Below are 19426 nucleotides of genomic sequence, written 5' to 3' on the forward strand. Positions count from 1 at the left end.
CGTCTCGCGCCTGTCCCAAACGCCGCCAATGGAGGTCCACCATGAGCACACGCCCCGTCGAAGGAGTTGAACCCTATTCAGGTCCGGCCGGTGGCTGGGGCGCGCTGGCCGCCGTCGCCAGGGCCGTCCGCGCGGAGATGGGCGCGAGCACCGACACGCGCGCTCTCCTGCAGATGAACCAGCCGGACGGCTTCGATTGCCCCGGCTGCGCGTGGCCCGACCCGAAGCACACCTCGTCGTTCGAATTCTGCGAGAACGGGGCCAAGGCGGTCACGTGGGAGGCGACGTGGAAGCGCACCACCCCGGACTTCTTCGCGCAGCACACCGTCTCCGAGCTTTGGACATGGTCCGATCACGCCCTCGAAGATGCCGGCCGCCTCACGCAGCCCCTGCGCTATGACGCGGTGACGGACTGTCTTACGCCCGTCAGCTGGGAGGAGGCCTTCGCCGGCATCGCCTCCCGCCTGCAGGCGCTCGACCACCCCGACCAGGCCGAGTTCTACACCTCGGGCCGCGCATCCAACGAAGCCGCCTTCATCTATCAGCTGTTCGCCCGCACGCTCGGCACCAACAACTTTCCCGATTGCTCGAACATGTGCCACGAGCCGACCAGCGTCGGCCTTCCGCAATCCATCGGCGTCGGCAAGGGCACGGTGACGCTGGACGATTTCGACCTGGCCGACGCGGTCTTCTGCATCGGGCACAATCCCGGCACCAACCATCCGCGCATGCTGACCACGCTGCGCGAAGTCTCCCTGCGCGGCGCGCCCATCGTGGTGCTCAACCCGCTCAAGGAACGCGGCCTTGAGCGCTTTGCCCCGCCGCAGAGCCCGCAAGAGATGCTGACCCTGTCCTCGACGCCGCTCGCCTCCGCCTATCATCAGGTGAAGGTCGGCGGCGACGTCGCCGTGCTGAAGGGCATGATGAAGGCCCTCCTCGCCGCCGACGAGGCCGACCGCGGGAACGGCGGCGCGGGGCTTCTCGACCGTGCCTTCATCGCCGAGCACACGGTGGGCTTTGCCGAGCTGGTGGCCGACCTTGAGGCAACATCGTGGGAGGCGGTCGAGCGCCAGTCAGGCCTCGCGCGCACCGCCATCGAGAGCATGGCTAAGACCTATTGGTCCGCCGAGCGGGTCATCGCCTGCTACGGCATGGGCATCACCCAGCATCGCCACGGCACGGAGAATGTCCGCCAGATCGCCAACCTGCTGCTGCTGCGCGGCAATATCGGCAAGCCCGGCGCCGGCATCTGTCCGCTGCGCGGCCACAGCAACGTGCAGGGCGACAGGACGGTGGGCATTACGGAAATTCCCACGGAAGCCTTCCTCGCGCGCCTCGACACGGCCTTCGGCATCACCGCCCCGCGCGAGCACGGCCACAATGCCGTCAAGGCCCTGGCGGCGATGGCGGACGGCTCGTCCCGCGCCTTCATCGGCCTCGGCGGGAACTTCGCGGTGGCGATGCCCGATCCGGAGGTCTGCTTCAAGGCCTTCCGGAGCCTCGACCTCAACGTCCAGATTCTGACCAAGCTGAACCGTTCGGCGCTGCTGTGCGCCAAGCACACCTACATTCTGCCGTGCCTCGGCCGCACGGAGCGCGACCTGCGCGGGGATGTTCCGCAGGCGGTGACGGTGGAGGATTCCATGTCCATGGTGCACGCCTCCCGCGGGCGCCTGCAGCCGGCTTCGGAGAACCTGCTCTCCGAGGTGGCGATCCTCGCCCGGATGGCGCGCGCCACCCTCCCGGACAGCCGCATCGACTGGGAAGGCATGGCGGCGGACTACGACAAGATCCGTGAAAAGATCGAGGAGGTGTTCCCGGACTTCTTCGACTTCAACGAACGCATCCGCAAGCCCGGCGGCTTCCGGCTGCGGGTGGACGCGTCCGATCGCAAATGGGACACGCCGGACGGCAAGGCCCATTTCTTCGTCTCTCCCGGCACCGACGAAGACGACGGTCTCGACGAGGGAACGCTGGTCTGCACGACCTTGCGCAGCCACGACCAGTACAACACGACGATCTACAGCCTCAACGATCGCTACCGCGGCATAACCGGCCGCAGGGACGTGGTCTTCGTCAATCCCGAGGATCTTGCGGATGCGGGGCTCGCGCACGGAGACAGGATCGACATCGTGGCTCAGGGCAATCGCGTCTTGGCCGGGGTGACCGCGGTGTCGTACCCGATCGCCCGGGGATCCACCGCCGCCTATTATCCCGAAGCCAACGTCCTGGTCAGTTCTTCCGACTATGACCACGCCTGCGGTGTTCCGAGCTACAAATCCATCCCCGTCAAGCTTCGGCCCGCATCACCGCCATAGCGTGCGATGCGGCTGTAACAGGGGATGTGGAGAGACCTACAGTGCGCAAGAGGCGTTGGCCGCATGTCTCAGCGACCAACGCCTCTTGCTTGCCCGATGTTCGGACGGACCAGGTTTTCGAGATCCAATCACCCCGCAAACCTAAACGGGATTACATAGATCCCAAAAGCCCCTAGCTGCCCCCGGGCAAGAAACGGCCTTTCTTTCCAACCTCGCAATCCTGGCGCTGGTCGTCGAGGCTCGGCCCACCGGCCGGGCTCGGATAATAATTCACGGTTGTCTCCAGGCCGTCATAGGCGGCGAACGCGGCGCCTGCCTCCTTCATGCTGGCCCGGATCTGATCTGCGACCTCCTTGGGCATGTCGGCGAAATATTCCGGCGGGATGGAATCCGCGGACGGCGCCGAGAGCTTGGCGCTCGCGCATTGGGCGGAACGCTTCGCCGGGCAGGATGCCAGCATGCGGGCCTGCGCGCCCTCTTGCGGGGACGACAGGGACTTGCAGAAAGACTGCGCCTTGTCGGCCGGCCATTTCGACAGATCCCAGCATTCGTGGATTTGCATCTTCTGGCCGCCGGCGGCGGCATTCAGCTGATAGTCACAGGATGCCGCCTGAGCGGCACCAGCGGCAAAAAGGAACGCGAAGCCAAGAGCCAGATCGCGCACGCACGTCTCCTCAAGATTGTTGAGCGCGCGCCATCATAGCTGAGACGTGGGTGTGCGGACATTGCGCTGCGACATGCACCTATCGATCCGCCTCGCCCCGAGGCGCACGGTCGGGCACCGCTGCGATGCCGGACCGTGCGGGGACGGGTCAGCTCGCGGCGCGCGTCGCGCTCCAGTTCTGGCCGCCTTCGAGGGAGCCCGTCATCCGGGCCCCGTCCACTTCGCCCGCATAGCGCTGCCCGTCCGCGGTGAAGGTGATCTTGGTGCCGTCCATCTTGGCATCGCTGATAGGCATGGACTTTCCATCGCGCGTCAGGGTGCCTGTCAGCACCTGGTAGGTCTGCGTCAGCTTCAGCGAGCCCTCGCCGAGACGCCAATCGCCGCCCACCTGGGCCGGGACGACCCATTTATAGGCCCGACAGAAGCTGGTGCAGTCAGCCCCGGACTGGATGCGCTCGTCCGGCTGCCAGTCGCCCATGTCGAAGGTGTTGGAGACGACGCGGGTTCCCGGCTTCATCTTCAGCAGGGTCGGGCGGAGCTTGATGTTGAGGTCCGTCAGGAGGAACAAGGTGACGACGGACGCCTTGGAGAAGTCGGACTGGAAGATGTCCGCCCGCTCGAAGGTGGCCTTGTCCTTCACGCCCTCGGCCTCGGCGTTCTGCCTGGAGAGGGTGACCATGTCGGGATTATACTCGATGCCATGGGCGCGGGCGCCGCGCTTGGCGGCGGTGATCACCGTGCGGCCGTCGCCGGAGCCGAGGTCGATGACGTGGTCGTCGGCAGTGACCCCCGCCATGTCCAGCATGCGGTCCACCAGGGCCTGTTGGGTCGGCACCCAGACCACATCCTTGCCCGCCTGCCCGGAATAGGGGGTGTAAGGCTTGCTCGCCTGGGCCTTGACGTCGGCGGCGAGCGCCGTCTGCGCGGGGGCGCCGCCGAGGATGAGGGCCGACAGGGCACAGGCGGCGAGCTTATGAAATGTCGTCATGGCAGGTCTCCTGGTTGCGGGGGTGAATCACTCGGCGGCTGACGTGGCGGCTGCGATGCGGCTGCCGGCCTCCTCGTCGCGGCGGCGGAAGAGGAGAAGGGGCGCGCCCGCGGCGAGCACGGCGAGGCCGACCAACGCGGCGACGCCGGTATAGGCGATGCTCGCGTGCAGCATGTAGGCGCAGGTCAGGCAGAAGAGGATCGGCGTCAGCGGATAGAGCGGCACCGAATAGGGCCGCACCCGGCCGGGCTCGCGCCAGCGCAGCACGAAGAGCGAGAGGCCGGCGAGCAGCAGGAAGCCCCAGAAGACCGGCGCGGTATAGTCCACCATGGCCTTGAAGCCGTCGCGCGTGACGGCGCCGATGGCGACCAGCGCCAGCGCCACGGCCGCCTGCATGACGAGGCCGTTGGCCGGCGTCTTGCCGCGCGCGTTCCACTCGCCGACCCGCGGGAACAGGGTGAGGTCGCGGGCCATGGCGTAATAGACCCGCGCGCCGGTGAAGATGGTCGCGTTCAGGGTGGAGATCGCCGCAACCACGATGGCGAGGCTGACGATGAAGGCGCCGGACGGTCCGGCCACCTGCCTCATCATGTCCGCCGCGATGGCGTCCGAATTGCGCAGGCCCTCAAGCCCGAGGATCGAGAGCAGCGCCACATTGGCAAGGACGTAAAGCGTCACCAGGATCGCGGTGCCCAGCACCAGCACCCTGGCGACATTGCGCCTGGCGTCCTTCAATTCGCCTGTCAGGTAGGCCGCCTCGTTCCAGCCGCCATAGGTGAGCAGGACGAAGATCATCGCCATGCCGAGTGCCGCCGTCTCCGGCGGCGTGGAGGGAGCGGCGGGCTGTTCGGACGAGCCGAAGAGGCCGAAGACGATAATGGCCACCACCGCGCCCACTTCGATGAAGGTCATGACGATCTGGAGCGTCTTGCCCTGCAGGGTGCCGGCGATGTTGATGCCGCTGAAGATGATGATGGACAGCGCGGCGTAGAGGGCCGGGCCATAGGGACCGAGCGGCACGATTTGCGCCGCATAATCCCCGAGCACGAAGGCGACGCCGGCAATGGCGCCCGTCTGGATCACCGAGCCGCGCGCCCAGCCGAACAGCACGGCGACAGGCTTTCCATAAGCGCGCGACAGGAAGTGGTATTCGCCGCCGGCATGGGGATGGGCGGCGGACAATTCGGCATAGCAGAGCGCGCCGATGAGCGTGACGAGACCGCCCAGCACCCACACGCCGACAAAGGCAAGCTCGCTCTCCACATTGGCAGCGACGAGGGACGGTGTCCGGAAAATGCCGATGCCGATGACGAGCCCCACCATGATCGTCACCGCGTCGAAGACGCTCAGCGATGCCTGGGGTTCAGAGCGACTTTCTTGCGTCATCCAGAAGCCTCGCTTCCACAATGCCGCCCTGAAGTCCCACACCGACAGAACGGAGCACCGGATGGACGCCGCAAGGCCCGGGCTGTGCCGGACGCGGACGACGCGCTTCTGAAGGTGCCGGCGTCTTTCGTGATCGGCGGGTGGGGTACGGCGGAGGAGGAGAAGCCTATGAACGGCTTGTCGCAGAAGCGTGCCGCCAACACGCGGATTTGTCGCAAAGTGTCGTTAGGGAAGGTCCCTGACATAAATCGCGACGAAATTCGCCGCCGATAGCCGGCTTGATGGCCTGTTGCGGCCTACGGCGCGTGTTCCGGACCTGCCGAAAACGTCACGGCCACCAGCGTGAGTGATGCCGGCACATGCAACCGCCTGCGCACCTGGAGGATGCCTCCCCGTCCGCCGGGGGCAGGCTCAAGGTCGCGAAGGCCCGCTCCATACTGATCGACGTGACATCGTCGCCATGGTGCTGCGCGATGGTCCAGTCGATGGCAAGGCTAAGACCGACGCCGCCGGTCTCGCCGTTCCGGGAATGCTCCGGGAAGGAGGCGAAGACCTGATCCCGGCACTCGTGTTGGCGAGAAGGCTAACCGATCACCGCCGTCGCCTCGATTTCAACCAGCCAGTCCACGTTGGCAAGCCCGGAGACGACCACGGCCGTGGCGGCGGGAAAGGGGTCTGTGAAGTATTTCCGACGAACTTCCATGACAATGGGCAGGTACTCCCGCGCGGTCAGATAGATCGTCATGCGGCAGACGTTGGAGAGTTTGCCCCCTTCGGCCTCCACGATCCTCTTGATGTTCTGGATGACCTGCTCCGCCTGGCCCCTGACATCGCCAAGAGCGACATTCGCGCCCGTGGCGTCCTGCGGCACCTGTCCCGAGATGTGCAGCATGACGCCGCCGTCCGAACGGGTCGCGAGCGAGAATGGGGCGGTCGGCGATTTGAAAACGCCTTCGGGGCGCACTTCCTTAAAGCTCATTTTCTAAACCTTTCGCTCGCGGGGCAGGATGGATATTCGCGACGTTACTGAGATCATGCGGAAGTATTTATCGAAATATTCCGCATTACTTTTTCTATAAAAGCTTCCGGCCCGACAGATTCTTCATCAATGCACGAACGCCAAAGCTCCATTTCGGGCATTCGTCGGAAGGAAGAACAATGTTCACCAGCCGACCCAGATGATGATTTGAGATCGCGACCACATCCCCACGGTGGTGCGTAAAGCCCTGCCCGGCTTCGCCCCTGTCCTGCACCGGAGTGAAGAGCGTGCCGAGGAACAGGATGAACCCGTCGGGATATTGGTGATTGCGGTTTATCGCCTGCGATACGAGGTCGGTGGGATCGCGGCTGATCTCCGACATGGAGCTTTGGCCTTCGAGGACAAATCCATCGCTGCCCTCCACCCTCAGCTCCACCTCGGACCTGCGGATATCATCCAACCCGTAGCTCTCATCCAGCAAGCGGACGAGCGGCCCCACCGCGCAGGATGCGTTGTTGTCCTTCGCCTTGCCGAGCAGGAGCGCAGAGCGGCCCTCGATGTCGCGGAGATTGACATCGTTTCCAAGGCTCGCGCCCTTGATGTCGCCGCGGCTGTTGACGAAGAGCACAAGCTCGGGCTCCGGATTGTTCCAATGGGACGCGGGATGAATGCCCACAGCCGCCCCCCAGCCGACACAGGACATGGGCTGGCTCTTGGTGAAAACCTCCGCATCCGGCCCGATTCCCACTTCGAGATATTGGGACCAGAGCCCCTCCTCGATCAGGGTCTGCTTCAGGGCCATGGCCTCCGGCGAACCGGGGACGAGGTCCCGCAGGCCGCCGCCGATGCTTGCCTCGATGCGCGCACGGAACGCGACCGCCAGAGCGGGATCCCCGGCCGCCTTCTCTTCGATCACCCGTTCCAGAATGGACTGCGCAAAGGTCACGCCGCTCGCCTTGACGGCCTGGAGATCGCAGGGCGCCAGAAAATGCAGCGCGCCATGGTTCCCGGCGATGGTGTCCGCTGCGACCGCGTCGACCGATCCGAGCTTCCGTTTTTCGGCGGCGCGGACAAACCCCACGCAATCGTCCATTTCGAGAAGGTCGGCCATGGTGGGCGCCGCGGGACAGGTGATGTCGTAGATCGTCCCGTTCTCGACGAGGACGATTCCCGGCCCTCCGGCTTCAGGAAGCCAGACGCGACCGACAAATGTCCCCTCGGACGGAAGAGATAAAACGGCTTTCAAGATTGCCTCCCCTCTGACGAACGGCGCCAACGGATGCCATCCGGGCGTTCGGCAGGTGCCGCTGGATGCAAGGCTACCCAGCACAACTCTTGTTGGACATTACCCGAGATCTTATATACGGAATTAGGTGAATTCGGAGCCCTGTCAATAAAAATGTTGGACAAATAGGGCAAATGGAGCGCGCAAAACCGGTGACCGAGGACAACATCAGCGACGCAGCAAGCCTGGTCGAGGCCGAGAAGATTCCCGGCTCTGCGGTCGATCAGATCATCGATTCCATTCAGCGGCTCATCGACGAACGGGCCCTGAAGGTCGGCGATGCGCTGCCCGGCGAGATCGAACTCGCGAGGCTCTTTGGAACCAGCCGCAACACGGTGCGCGAGGCTATGCGCACGCTGCGTGCCTACGGCATTGTCGAAGCGCGCCAGAAGAGTGGCGCCGTCCTCATCGACAACCGGCATGCCGCCGCCATGCGGCTGTTTTCCTTCGGCTTTCGTTTGTCGGCGGACATCTTCACCGACATCCAGGACTTCCGCCGGCTTGTGGAGGAAGGCATCCAGGCGCGCGTATTCGAGAATGCGACGCCGGAGGACCTCGACGCGCTCGAGGCCCTCACATGGAAGATGGAGGAGGCTTCCTCCATCTCCGAAGCGGCCGAGTTCGACTTCGCCTTTCACAGCCACATCGTGCGCTTGTCCAACAATAAGACCACCGAAGACGTCTACCAGATCATGCGCCCGGTCATTCAGCGGCTCATGGAAAGCGGCAAGCGCGAGCGCACGCAGCGGCGGGATATCGCCGCCGAGCACAGGTCCATCATCGAGGCGATCAGGCAGAGGGATCGGGCGGCCTATACCTATTGGGTCGGCTTCCATCTGAAGTCGGGCCTGAAGTTCATTGCCAAAGGCGGCGCGGAGCCGGAGGACGATCGGCGCGGAGCATGACCGCTCCGCGCCAGGGCCGCCGCCCGGCTACGGCATGAACTGCCCGCCGTTCACGTCGATGATCTGGCCGGTAATGTAGCCCGACATTTCCTTCGATGAGAGAAAGGCGAAGATCCAGGCGCAATCCTCGGCGGTGCCGAGACGGCCGAGCGGAATGGTCTTGCGCACCGCCTCCTGCATGTCGGCCGGCGTGGTGGCGTGGAAGGGCGTCGTGATGAAGCCCGGGGCCACGGCGTTCACGCGGATGCCGTCCTTCGCGAATTCCTTCGCCAGCGACCGCGTGAGGCTGTGAACGGCGGCCTTGGCGGCGGCATAGAGGCCAGAGCCCGGCGCGCCGCCGTTGCGACCCGCAATGGATCCGAGATTGATGATGGCAGCCCGCTCGCTGCTGCGCAGCGCAGGGTGAGCCGCACGCGCCGCCTCCGCGACGGCCCGCGTGTTGAGCGTCATCACCTTGTCCCAGATGGTGTCGTCGAAGTTTTCCAGCGGCGTCCGCCCCACGAGGGAGCCCGCATTATTGACGAGCACATCGAGCCCACCCAGCTTCTCGGTCGCCCCCGCGACGATGTCGGGAATGGCACCGGGCACGAGCAGATCCCCGCCCTGAATCTCCACCGCGCCCCCGGCACCGGCGATTTCGGCGGCAAGCGCCTCCGCCCCTTGCCGGTTTGAATTGTAATGGAGGCAGACATGGGCGCCGCAGGCGGCAAGCACCTGCGCGCCGGCAGCTCCGATACCGGAGCTCGAACCGAGGAACAGGACCCGGTAGCCGGACAGATCGATCCGTGACGTCATCTTCGCTTCCTCATATCGGCCGGGACAGCCGCGCGGACACGCCGCGAGGCTGCAAAACCGGCATTCTTGCTTTGCGTCAGACGGAGGCGCGCGCCGTATCCTTGTGGGCCAGCGCCACCATGACGCCGCGCAGCTCGGCGAGGCCCTTCAGCCGGCCGATGCAGCTGTAGCCGGGGTTCACCTTCTTCCCGATATCGTCCACCAGGACGTGGCCGTGATCCGGGCGCATGGGGATCTGCCAGTCCTGCCGCCCGGCCGCCTTGCGCTTCGCCTCCTCGTCCATCAGAGCCTGGATGACGGCGACCATGTCGACGCTGCCATCGAGGTGGTCGGATTCATGGAAGGAGCCGTCGTCCTCGCGACGCACATTGCGGAGATGGACGAAATTGATGCGTGGCCCGAATTCGCGAACCATCGCCACGAGGTCGTTGTCCGCGCGCGCGCCGTATGAGCCGGTGCAGATCACGATGCCATTGGCCGGACTGTCCACTGCACCCAAGAGATGGCGAATGTCCTCGGCGGTGGAGACAACGCGCGGAAGGCCGAACAGGGAGAATGGCGGATCGTCCGGATGGATGACGAGCTTGACGCCGACCTCCTCCGCCACCGGGACCACTTCCCGCAGAAAGGCGACAAGGTTCGCCCGCAGCTTCTCCGGCGTCACGCCTCGGTAGAGTTCGAGTTCGCGCAGGATGCTCTGGCGGTCATACCGCCCTTCCCCGCCCGGCAGCCCGCAGATGATGTTGTCTTCGACAACGCGGATGTCTTCGGCCGTCCAGCCGGCGTGACGCTGGCGCGCCTTTTCGACGATCTTCGGGTCATAGGAGCCGGCGGCCGTCTCGCCCCGCAGCACGCATACGTCATAGGCGACGAAGTCGATCATGTCGAAGCGCAGGGCAAGCCCGGTGCTCGGCATTTCATATTCGAGGTCCGTCCGGGTCCAATCCACCACGGGCATGAAGTTGAAGCAGACGACCGGGATGCCCGCGCCGGCGAGGCTTCGCAGGCTGGTCTTCCAGTTCTCGATCGCCTGCTTTGCGCCCGGGCCGCCGACCTTGACGTCCGTCATCACGGGAATGCTTTCGCAGACCGACCACTCGAGACCTTCCTGCTCGATCAGCGCCTTGTGTGCGCGCACGTCGTCCAGCGTCCAGGGCTCCCCGCCGTATTTGTGATGCAGCGCCGTCACGACGCCTTTGGCCCCCGCCTGGCGAATATGCCGAAGCGTGACGGGGTCGCTCGGACCAAACCAGCGCCAAGCCTGAATCATCACCGCAACCTCATTGTTGGACATTTGAAGGCCATTTCGGTCTTGTTAGGCGCCAAACTTAGAGTGGTCAATTATTTTGTTGGACAAGATGAGGGGTGAGAGCTAATTGGACTGGGGCAATAATGACAGAACGACAAAAGTATCGATTTTCGATTGACGATTTAATGATGCCAACCTAAGCATCAGGAAGGGCGAGGGAACGCCAAGATGAACACGCAGAGCATGAGCATCCCCCTCCGCTTCCCCTCACGGGAGCAGATGAGCCGCGGCCTTGATGCCGGAGGCGTGAGTGATCTGATGGTTGGCGGGATCGATGTGCATATCCACACGAACCCCCACGTGTTCCCCCTCAGCCATTCCCAGGATGTCATCGCCCTGGCCCAGGATGCCCACGCCGCCGGCATGAGGGCGCTGGTCATCAAGGACATCGGCACCTCCACCACCGGCACGGCCTATGTGGCCAGCCGCCTGGGAGCGGGCATCCCGATCTTCGGCGCGCACGTCATGAATCTCGCCAGCGGCGGCGTAAATCCGCGGGCCGTCTGGGTCGCGCTGACCCACGGCGATGGGGCGAAGGTGATCCACTTTCCCACCGGGGACAGTCGCAATCATTACGAGTATCGGAAGCGCTTTTACGCTGGCGTGAACTTACCGCTCTCCGAAGAGGAAGCGATCACCGTCGTGAAGGATGGCAAGCTTATTCCGGAGGTCCGGGAGGTCATAAGCCTCGTCAAAGAATTCGATGCCTGCCTGGCGACCTGCCACCTCTCCGCGGAAGAAAGCCATCATGTCGTCCGCGAGGCGAAGGATCAGGGCCTGAAGCGGATCATCGTCAGTCATTCGCAATGGGCGATGACCGGCTTGAAGATGAGCGACCTGAAGACATTCGCCGAGCTCGGATGCCAGATCGAATTCGATTTCGGGCTGATGATGCCTTTCATGCATTTCGTGCACGGCGAGCCCACCAAGAACCCGCGCGATGTCGCCGCGGCCATGAAGGATATCGGCATCGAACACTGCTTCATGAGCTCAGATCTCGGGCAGCTTTATTCGCCGGTGCCTGTCGAGGGAATGAGATCCTACATCGCAATCCTTCTCAAGGTCGGCATTACGCCGGAAGAAATCCGCACGATGTTCCATCGCAATCCGGCAAAGATCATCGGATTTGAGGAATGGTAGGGGACCTGCGCCGCCTTTAGCAATTCACTAGCCATGGATATTCGAGACGCCATGAAGTCTTCGACCTCATCTCTTGGGCAGAAACTGACGCTTCAAAGCGGTGGTCATCACAGGCCCAGGCGCCTCTTTCGCGACGAAAACTACAAAGGGTATCTCTTCGTCGCGCCCGCGGTGCTGCTGCTCATCGTATTCGCAGCTTATCCGCTGGCCTCGTCCCTCTGGCTGAGCCTCAACAATGTCGAGGTGTTCAGCGCCGCGCCCGAGTTCGTCGGACTGGAGAATTATCGGGCACTGTTCTCGACGGCGGAGTTCTGGGATGGCCTCGTCAATGGCCTGGTGTTCAGCGTCTTCACGGTGGTGCTCCAGCTCCTGGCCGGGATCGCGACCGCGCTGCTTCTGAACAACGCGTTCCGAGGACGGGCGCTGGTGCGCGGCCTCATCCTGTTCCCGTTCGTCGCGCCGACGATCGTGGCGGTCCTCGTGTTCAAATGGATACTCAACGACCTCTACGGCGTCGCCAACCTCGCGCTCATCGACCTGGGTGTCATCAGCGAGGGCATTGCCTGGCTCGGCTCGCCCGACTTCGCCATGCCAAGCGTGATCGCCATCAATGTCTGGATGTTCTTCCCCTTCATCACCATCCAGGTGCTGGCACGCCTCCAGGTCATTCCCTCGGAACTCTATGAAGCCGCGCGCGTGGACGGCGCGGGGCCGCTCCAGCGCTTCTGGTACGTCACGCTGCCGGAACTGCGCTCGACCATCCTGCTCGTCGTCTTCATCCGCGGCCTGTGGATGTTCAACAAGTTCGACACCATCTGGCTGCTGACACAGGGCGGCCCGGTGGGCACGACCGAGACGCTGCCCATCCTCGCCTATGTCCAGGCATTCCAGGAATACCAGCTCGGCGCGGGAGCGACGACGTCCGCATGCATCTTCATGCTGCTGGCGATCTTCGGCTTCTGGTATCTGCGCAAACTTCAGCAGGAGACAGGCCGGTGAACTCCGTCTCACGCATCCTTCTCTGGGCCGTCATCGTCCTCACCGTCTGCGTCGTCGGATTTCCGCTCTACTGGATGGTGATCTCGTCGGTGAAGCCGTTCTCCGACCTCTTCAGCCGCACCCTCTCTCTGCTGCCGAGCGAGCACTTCACCCTGGCGAACTATGGGCGGCTGCTGCGCGAAACCATGTTCCCGCAGTATTTCCTCAACAGCCTGATCGTCTCGACGCTCGCCACGGGCGGCTGCATGGTCGTGGCGATCCTCGCCGCCTACGGGATCACGCGGTTCAGATTTGTCGGCCGCCGGCTGATCGCGAGCAGCGTGCTCTTCACCTACATGTTCCCGCCGATCCTGCTGTCGATCCCCTTGTTCGTCATGCTGAAGAACATCGGGCTCATCAACAGCCTCATCGGACTGTCGCTCGCCCACATCGCGTTCACGCTTCCGCTGGTGATGTGGCTCGCGATCATCTTCTTCGAGGCCATTCCCCTGGATCTCGACGAAGCCGCCATGATCGATGGCGCGGGCCGATTGCGCACGCTCTGGCTGGTGGTGCTCCCGGTGGCGCTGCCGGGCCTCGTCGCGATGGGCGTCTTCGCCTTCATCATCTCCTGGAACGACTACCTGTTCGCCCTGGTGCTCATCGTCGACGAGTCCAAGAAGACGCTGCCGGTGGGGGTGGCGGGCTTCATCGAGGCAACGAGCGTCGAGTGGGGGCTTCTGATGGCGGGCGGCGTCCTCATCACGCTGCCGGTCCTGCTCGGGTTCGCCTTCGTCCAGAAGTGGCTCATCCAAGGTCTCGCCGCCGGCGCGGTGAAGGGTTGATACGTCAAAAGCAGAGGGAGGAAAGAAGAATGAAACCGCTATCAAAAATCCTGAGCGCAGCCGCCATATCGCTGTCGGCCCTCTCCATGGCGCCGTCTGCATGGGCGCAGACCGCAACGGTCAGGATCATGACCACGGAGACCAACCCGAACACCAAGCAGGTGCTCGAGTCGATCGTCGCCGACTACGAGAAGGCAAATGCCAACGTCAAGATCGAGGTCCAGTATGTCGGCTTCCAGGATCTGACGCAGAAGCTCATGGCGGCCGTCGCCGCCGGCGATCCGCCGGAAGTGTTCAATGTCCAGAACCAGTACGAGATCTTCGAACTGGCGCGGAAGGGGATCGTGCGGCCCGTGGATTCCATCATCGACCGCGTGGGCCGCGGGGATTATTTCGAGCGGGTCCTGAACGCCATCACCCTCGATGGCAAGGTCTGGGCCGTGCCCTTCAGCATCGGCGTGAACGTCCTTTGGTACCGCAAGGACCTCTATGAAAAGAACGGCCTGACGGAAGCCAAGACGTGGGACGAATATCTCCGCAACCTGGAGGTCCTGAGCAAGACCGAAGGGCCCGGCGGCAAGCTCTACGGAACGGCCATGTCGGTGGGGGACACCTGGCTGACAAATGACATCGTCCAGAACTGGATGTGGTCGAACGGCGCCACCGTCTTCGACAAGGACGGCGCCGTGACGCTGAACAAGCCCAACGCGGTGGACACCTTCGCCTTCCTTGCAAAGCAGGCGGCGTTCGCCCCTCCCGGCATCAACAACTACTCCAACAATGAGATGATGAATTCGTTCGCGACCGGCGCGGTCGGGCACACGGACTATCCGTTCCGCCTGCTCAGCTATCTCGAGCAGTTCAATCCCAAGCTGCTGGACGTCGCGGTGCCCATGCTCCATCCCGCCGGCAATGGGCCGGGCGCTCACCCGTCCGCCTTGCTGTACGTGAAGAGCTGGGCCTTCTCCAAGGGTGCGAAGAACCAGAAGCAGGCCGACGACTTCATCGCGTATCTCGAGACCGGCGATCGCAAGGTCAGGATGATGAAGACGGTGCCGGTCCACTACTGGCCCCCGCTGAAGAGCGTCTCCGAGAGCCCGGCGTTCCTGGATCAGCCTTTGTTCAAGACGCCGGCGGGAGAGAGGTCGCTCGCCGTGCTCAAGCAGGCGATCGAAATCGGCCAGTTCCCGCTCAGCGAGTCCGGCGTGCCCCTGCTCCAACTGGGACCCGTCCTCCAGCGCCACACGCTCGCGAAGACGCTGGAGCAGATCATCGTCCGCAAGGTGGCGCCTGAAAAGGCGGTGAGCGCCGCTTTGCCGACCCTGAAGTGAAGCGGCGCCCCCTGGCGTCTCCGCTCCAATGATCCGGCGCCGCCCCCTCAAAATAATGGGCGGCGCCGGAGCTCTATCCCGATGTTTCGGCACCGACGAACCGGATCCGCGACCACGCTCGCGGGGGGACCGGTGATGCGCGGCAAAGAGGACCTGAGATGCGTGTGATCGATTTCCGCTCGCGGCCGAATACCAAGGAATACCTGGTCGCGCTTGGCTCGCCGGTGGCGCAGGACGTCATACGAAAGCTCGGCTCGCCCCAGCCCCAGCCGGTGACGCTGGAGCAGTGGGTGGAGAATTTCGAGAAGGACAATGTCGAGCGCGTGGTGTTCACCGGCCGCCAGTCCGAGGGAACGACCGGGCACGACGTGACGAACGAGTATGTGGCGCAGGTCGCGCGGCGCTTTCCCGACAAGGTGGTCGGCTTTGCCGGCATCAATCCGCTCCAGGGGATGCGCTCGGTCCGCGCCGTCGAGCATGCCATCAAGGACCTGGGCCTGAAGGGCATTTCCATCGACCCCTATGGCGGGCCGGTCCAGCCCAATGATCGCAGGCTCTATCCCGTCTACACCAAATGCGCGGAATTGAATGTTCCGGTGGTGATCACCTGCGGCCCCCTGCCCTTCCCGGGCCCGCGCCTCGCCCATGGCGATGTTCGCTGCATCGACGATGTCGCGTGCGACTTCCCCGAGCTGACCATCGTGATCGACCATTCGGGCTGGCCGTGGGTGGCGGAAACCATCGCCATCGCGTTCCGACACGAGAACGTCTTCATCGACACGTCGCTCTACTCGCACCTGCCGGGCTCGGCGCTGTTTGCGGAGGCCGCGAACACGATCATCCCCGACCGCATCCTGTTCGCCAGCTGCTTCCCCATCGTGCCGGTCCGCACCGCGATCGAGCGCGTTTCATCCTTGCCGTTCACGCCCGAAGCCCTGGAGCGGGTGCTGCACACAAACGCCGACGCCCTGCTCCGCAGGTGTGGCTGCATCTGACGCAGACGAAGCTCAAGCAGGTAGGACCCCAAGATGGCCACGATCGATCAGGTTCACACCCACCACGTCTCCATCCCCTTTGAGCGCCCTTTGCAGACGGGCAATCACGTCTATCGCGACCTTGAGAACGTGCTGATCGAAATCCACGCCGATGGGCTCGTCGGCATCGGCTACGCATTCAATTTCGCCTTCCGGCAAGCGGCGGCCATCCGGCTTCTCGTGGAGGATCTCGCACAGTCCCTGATCGGCAAGAAGGTCGAGGATGTGCGCGGCCATTGGGGCGCCATGTGGCGGCAGCTCAACTTCATCGGCCAGACGGGACCGTCCGCCATGGCGTTGAGCGTGGTCGACACCGCGCTGTGGGACCTCTTCGCCCGCGAGCAGAACATGCCGCTCTACCGCCTTCTGGGCGCAGTGCGGTCCGAGATCGAGCTCTATCCGACGGGCGGCTTTCTCGCCGATCCCATCGAGGCCGTGATCGAGGAAGTCCTGCGGCACCGCGCGGCAGGATTCCGGCGCTGCAAGATCAAGGTCGGCCGCCCCGACTGGCAGAGCGACGTCAAGCGAGTGGAGCAGTTGCGCGCCGCCGTGGGCGATGATTTCGGCATCATGATCGATGCCAACCAGGCCTGGAGCGTCGTCGACGCGATCAGCGCCGGCCGCCGCTTCCAGGACCTGGGCGTGTGCTGGTTCGAGGAGCCGGTCTCGGTGTACGACGTGCCGGGCACCGCGCGGGTGGCCGATGCGCTGGATATGCCGGTTGCAGCCGGGGAGTCGGTGTTCACCCGATGGGGGCACCTGGAGCTTCTCGACGCCGGGGCGTGCGACGTGCTCATGCCGAACCTCATGCGATGCGGCGGCCCGACCGAGTTCATGCAGATCGGAGCTCTCGCGGCCGGCCGGCACATTCCGGTGTCGTCCCACACCTTCACCGAGATCTCTGCGCATCTCGTCGCGGCGATGCCGAACGCCACCTTCTGCGAGTATCTGCCCGGATGGTGGGAGAAGCTCTTCAATGAAGAGCAGAAGATCGAACGCGGGATGTTCCACCTCCCCGACCGGCCCGGGCTGGGCCTCACCTTCTCCCGCGACATCATCGGAAAATACGGGCGCGATGCGTGAGGCCAGCTTCGCGATCGGGCTCCGCCATTCCAACTGATTTCGAAATCAAGGACGCAGCATGGATATCTCGGATGGCACGTTCTGGGATGAACTCGTTGAGGCCGCGAACGGTGATCCGGACCTGCGCCGCAAATGCGCCCATGCGCGCGCCTGCACCTTCGCCGTGAAGATCGATGACGTGCAGCACATGCTCGAATTCCACCGCGGCACCCTGAGGCGCCTTGAGACCAGGGATCTGACGGGTGCGCGTTTCTCCATCAGCGGGCCCAAGGCCGAGTGGCAGAAGGTGATCACCGGGGCCGTGCCTTATGCCAGAGCGATCAATGTTTTCCACGGCCGGCTGAAGGTCGAGGGCGATGCGCTCGCCGCCATGTGGACGACCCCCGCGCTCTGGCAGCTCTGGAGGGTGTCCGCGAGTCTCTCGGGGAGCATGACCCATGCCTGAGATCTTAGGGCGCTATGTGAACATCCGAGGCCGCCGGACCTATTTTGAAACTTGCGGCGATGGCCCCGCCATCCTCGCCATCCACACCGCCGGCCGTGAGGGGCGCCAGTGGCAAGGCGTCATGGAGCTCCTGGCGAGCCGCTATCGCGTGGTCGTCCCGGACCTTCCCGGCCACGGCAAAAGCTGGCCGCTGGCGGGCAACGAATGCCTTCAGGATGCCCACGACATCGCGCAGTGGCTGCGGGATTTCGCGGCCAGCGTCATTGGCGACAGTTTCATCGTCACGGGCTGCTCGCTGGGTGGGAACCTGTCCCTGCTCATGGGGGCCACGTTCGGCGAGGTGCGTGGGGTCGTGTCGCTCCAAGGGTGCGATTTCACGCCGACCTTCACGGACACGGCCCTGGACCTGATGACCCACCCTCAGGTGAGCCTGATGCACGCGAACATGGATTTCTCCATGAGCCTGGTGGGCTCCAAGTCCACGCCGGAAGGACGGGCATTCTCCGAGTGGGGTGTCCTGTCCATCATTCCTGTGGCCCAGCAGGGCGACCTGCGCGCCTATGGGCGGTGCGATATCCGGAGCCTCATGGAGAAGGTGACCGTGCCTGTGCTCCTGGCCCACGGGTCGGAAGACTGGCTGGCATCCCGGGAAATGGTGGAAGCCACCAAGGAGCGCCTCGTCAACGCATCCCTCGTCCGGATGGTGCCGCTGCCGGGGCTCGGGCATTTCCCGCACCTCGAAGACCCGGCGCGCGTGAGCGAGATGATGCTCACTTTCTTCGACGAGGCGGGGCTGTGAGCCCGGGACGCCTCACAAGCATTCAAACCCCTAATCGATAGGTCGCTCCATGGCATCCGTGCTCATTGATCAGGTGAAGAAGTCCTATGGCGCCACGGCCGTGCTCCATGGGGTTTCGGTCGACATTGAGGACGGCGAGTTCGTGGTCCTCGTGGGCCCCTCGGGCTGCGGCAAGTCCACTTTGCTGCGCATGATCGCCGGGCTGGAGAATATCAGCGGCGGCCGGATGATGATCGGCAACCGCGTGATCAACGATGTCCCGCCCAAGGAGCGGGACATCGCCATGGTGTTCCAGAACTATGCCCTCTACCCGCACATGACGGTGGGCGCGAACATGGGCTTCTCCCTGAAGCTGCGCGGTACGCAGAAAAGCGAGATCGACGGCCGGGTGCAGCGGGCGGCGGAGATTCTCGGCCTCTCCCATCTGCTGGAGCGCTATCCGCGCCAGCTTTCCGGCGGCCAGCGCCAGCGCGTCGCCATGGGCCGCGCCATCGTGCGCGATCCGCAGGTGTTCCTGTTCGACGAGCCGCTCTCCAACCTCGACGCCAAGCTGCGCGTGCAGATGCGCACCGAGATCAAGGAGCTGCACCAGCGCCTGAAGACCACCACCGTCTACGTCACCCACGACCAGATCGAGGCCATGACCATGGCCGACAAGATCGTCGTGATGCATGACGGCGTGGTGGAGCAGATCGGCGCGCCCCTGGAGCTTTATGACGAGCCTGCCAACCAGTTCGTGGCGGGCTTCATCGGCTCGCCGGCCATGAACTTCGTGAAGGGCCGGATTGAAAAGAACGGCTTTGTCACCGCCGGCGGCATGGTGCTCCCCCTCAACGGTGTCCCGGATCAGGAGATCGGGCGCTCTGCTGTCTATGGCGTTCGTCCCGAGCATTTCCACGTCCGCGAGGGCGGACTGCCTATGGAAGTGGCAGTCGTCGAGCCCACGGGATCAGAGACCCTGATCATCGTGCGATCCGCCGGTGAAGAAATGACCTGCGTGTTTCGCGAGCGGGTCCTTCCCAAGCCGGGCCAGACCATTTACGTGCAACCTACCACCGAACTTGTACATCTCTTCGACGATGTGACCGGACAGCGGCTGCACTATTCATGACTGACAACTCAAGCACACGGTAGGGTCCGGC

19 protein-coding genes are annotated in these 19426 nt (G+C 64.0%); 11 read left to right on the forward strand and 8 right to left on the reverse strand.

The window, feature by feature from the left end; all coding sequences use genetic code 11:
- The first annotated feature begins 41 nt into the window (after positions 1–41).
- Complete coding sequence (locus tag ABLE91_RS14435; RefSeq protein WP_348931650.1) at positions 42–2318, forward strand: FdhF/YdeP family oxidoreductase; 2277 nt, start codon at positions 42–44, stop codon at positions 2316–2318.
- A 172-nt stretch (positions 2319–2490) separates the two neighbouring features.
- Here ABLE91_RS14435 and ABLE91_RS14440 read toward each other — a convergent pair whose 3' ends face one another.
- From ABLE91_RS14440 to ABLE91_RS14460, 5 genes are all read right to left on the reverse strand, one after another.
- On the reverse strand, positions 2491–2982 hold the full coding sequence (locus tag ABLE91_RS14440; protein WP_348931653.1) for a hypothetical protein: 492 nt from the start codon (positions 2980–2982) through the stop codon (positions 2491–2493).
- Positions 2983–3130: 148 nt separating this feature from the next.
- Positions 3131–3970, reverse strand: coding sequence for a class I SAM-dependent methyltransferase (locus ABLE91_RS14445; protein ID WP_348931654.1), 840 nt, complete (start codon positions 3968–3970; stop codon positions 3131–3133).
- Between the two features lie 27 nt (positions 3971–3997).
- Complete coding sequence (locus tag ABLE91_RS14450; protein ID WP_348931656.1) at positions 3998–5356, reverse strand: APC family permease; 1359 nt, start codon at positions 5354–5356, stop codon at positions 3998–4000.
- Between the two features lie 583 nt (positions 5357–5939).
- Complete coding sequence (locus tag ABLE91_RS14455; RefSeq protein WP_348931659.1) at positions 5940–6335, reverse strand: RidA family protein; 396 nt, start codon at positions 6333–6335, stop codon at positions 5940–5942.
- A 94-nt stretch (positions 6336–6429) separates the two neighbouring features.
- Complete coding sequence (locus ABLE91_RS14460; protein WP_348931661.1) at positions 6430–7611, reverse strand: fumarylacetoacetate hydrolase family protein; 1182 nt, start codon at positions 7609–7611, stop codon at positions 6430–6432.
- A 143-nt stretch (positions 7612–7754) separates the two neighbouring features.
- Here ABLE91_RS14460 and ABLE91_RS14465 point away from each other — a divergent pair, with 143 nt between their 5' ends.
- Positions 7755–8525: a FadR/GntR family transcriptional regulator gene (locus ABLE91_RS14465; protein WP_348931664.1), complete on the forward strand. Its 771-nt coding sequence runs from the start codon at positions 7755–7757 to the stop codon at positions 8523–8525.
- 27 nt (positions 8526–8552) lie between these two features.
- Here the strand turns inward: ABLE91_RS14465 and ABLE91_RS14470 are convergent, their stop codons facing one another.
- A complete protein-coding gene (locus ABLE91_RS14470; protein ID WP_348931665.1) occupies positions 8553–9320 on the reverse strand; it encodes an SDR family NAD(P)-dependent oxidoreductase in 768 nt (255 codons plus the stop codon).
- 76 nt (positions 9321–9396) lie between these two features.
- Positions 9397–10590, reverse strand: a complete 1194-nt coding sequence (uxuA, locus tag ABLE91_RS14475; protein ID WP_348932067.1) for a mannonate dehydratase — start codon at positions 10588–10590, stop codon at positions 9397–9399.
- Positions 10591–10797: 207 nt separating this feature from the next.
- Here uxuA and ABLE91_RS14480 point away from each other — a divergent pair, with 207 nt between their 5' ends.
- The 3 genes from ABLE91_RS14480 to ABLE91_RS14490 are packed head-to-tail and all read left to right on the forward strand — an operon-like array spanning position 10798 to position 13592.
- Positions 10798–11769 (forward strand): DUF6282 family protein, encoded by a 972-nt coding sequence (locus ABLE91_RS14480; protein WP_348931667.1) that lies wholly within the window; start codon positions 10798–10800, stop codon positions 11767–11769.
- A gap of 51 nt (positions 11770–11820) precedes the next feature.
- Positions 11821–12768, forward strand: coding sequence for a carbohydrate ABC transporter permease (locus ABLE91_RS14485; protein ID WP_348931669.1), 948 nt, complete (start codon positions 11821–11823; stop codon positions 12766–12768).
- Complete coding sequence (locus ABLE91_RS14490) at positions 12765–13592, forward strand: carbohydrate ABC transporter permease (protein WP_348931672.1); 828 nt, start codon at positions 12765–12767, stop codon at positions 13590–13592. The genes ABLE91_RS14485 and ABLE91_RS14490 overlap by 4 nt, the downstream gene beginning before the upstream one ends.
- 4 nt (positions 13593–13596) lie before the next feature.
- Here ABLE91_RS14490 and ABLE91_RS14495 read toward each other — a convergent pair whose 3' ends face one another.
- Positions 13597–13722, reverse strand: a complete 126-nt coding sequence (locus ABLE91_RS14495) for a hypothetical protein (protein WP_348931674.1) — start codon at positions 13720–13722, stop codon at positions 13597–13599.
- On the opposite strand from ABLE91_RS14495, the gene ABLE91_RS14500 reads away from it, so the two are divergent.
- The 6 genes from ABLE91_RS14500 to ABLE91_RS14525 all read left to right on the forward strand — a co-directional run bounded on the left by ABLE91_RS14500 (position 13721) and on the right by ABLE91_RS14525 (position 19395).
- Complete coding sequence (locus ABLE91_RS14500) at positions 13721–14923, forward strand: ABC transporter substrate-binding protein (protein WP_348931675.1); 1203 nt, start codon at positions 13721–13723, stop codon at positions 14921–14923. The genes ABLE91_RS14495 and ABLE91_RS14500 overlap by 2 nt on opposite strands.
- A gap of 158 nt (positions 14924–15081) precedes the next feature.
- Positions 15082–15918: an amidohydrolase family protein gene (locus tag ABLE91_RS14505; RefSeq protein ID WP_348931676.1), complete on the forward strand. Its 837-nt coding sequence runs from the start codon at positions 15082–15084 to the stop codon at positions 15916–15918.
- Positions 15919–15951: 33 nt separating this feature from the next.
- Positions 15952–17040: a mandelate racemase/muconate lactonizing enzyme family protein gene (locus ABLE91_RS14510; protein WP_348931679.1), complete on the forward strand. Its 1089-nt coding sequence runs from the start codon at positions 15952–15954 to the stop codon at positions 17038–17040.
- Positions 17041–17098: 58 nt separating this feature from the next.
- Positions 17099–17485 (forward strand): SCP2 sterol-binding domain-containing protein, encoded by a 387-nt coding sequence (locus ABLE91_RS14515; RefSeq protein ID WP_348931680.1) that lies wholly within the window; start codon positions 17099–17101, stop codon positions 17483–17485.
- Positions 17478–18284, forward strand: coding sequence for an alpha/beta fold hydrolase (locus ABLE91_RS14520; RefSeq protein ID WP_348931682.1), 807 nt, complete (start codon positions 17478–17480; stop codon positions 18282–18284). Before ABLE91_RS14515 ends, ABLE91_RS14520 begins: the two co-directional genes overlap by 8 nt.
- Positions 18285–18333: 49 nt before the next feature.
- On the forward strand, positions 18334–19395 hold the full coding sequence (locus ABLE91_RS14525; protein WP_348931684.1) for an ABC transporter ATP-binding protein: 1062 nt from the start codon (positions 18334–18336) through the stop codon (positions 19393–19395).
- Positions 19396–19426 lie beyond the last annotated feature (31 nt).

This window comes from Aquabacter albus, assembly GCF_040049275.1.
Lineage (GTDB): Bacteria > Pseudomonadota > Alphaproteobacteria > Rhizobiales > Xanthobacteraceae > Aquabacter.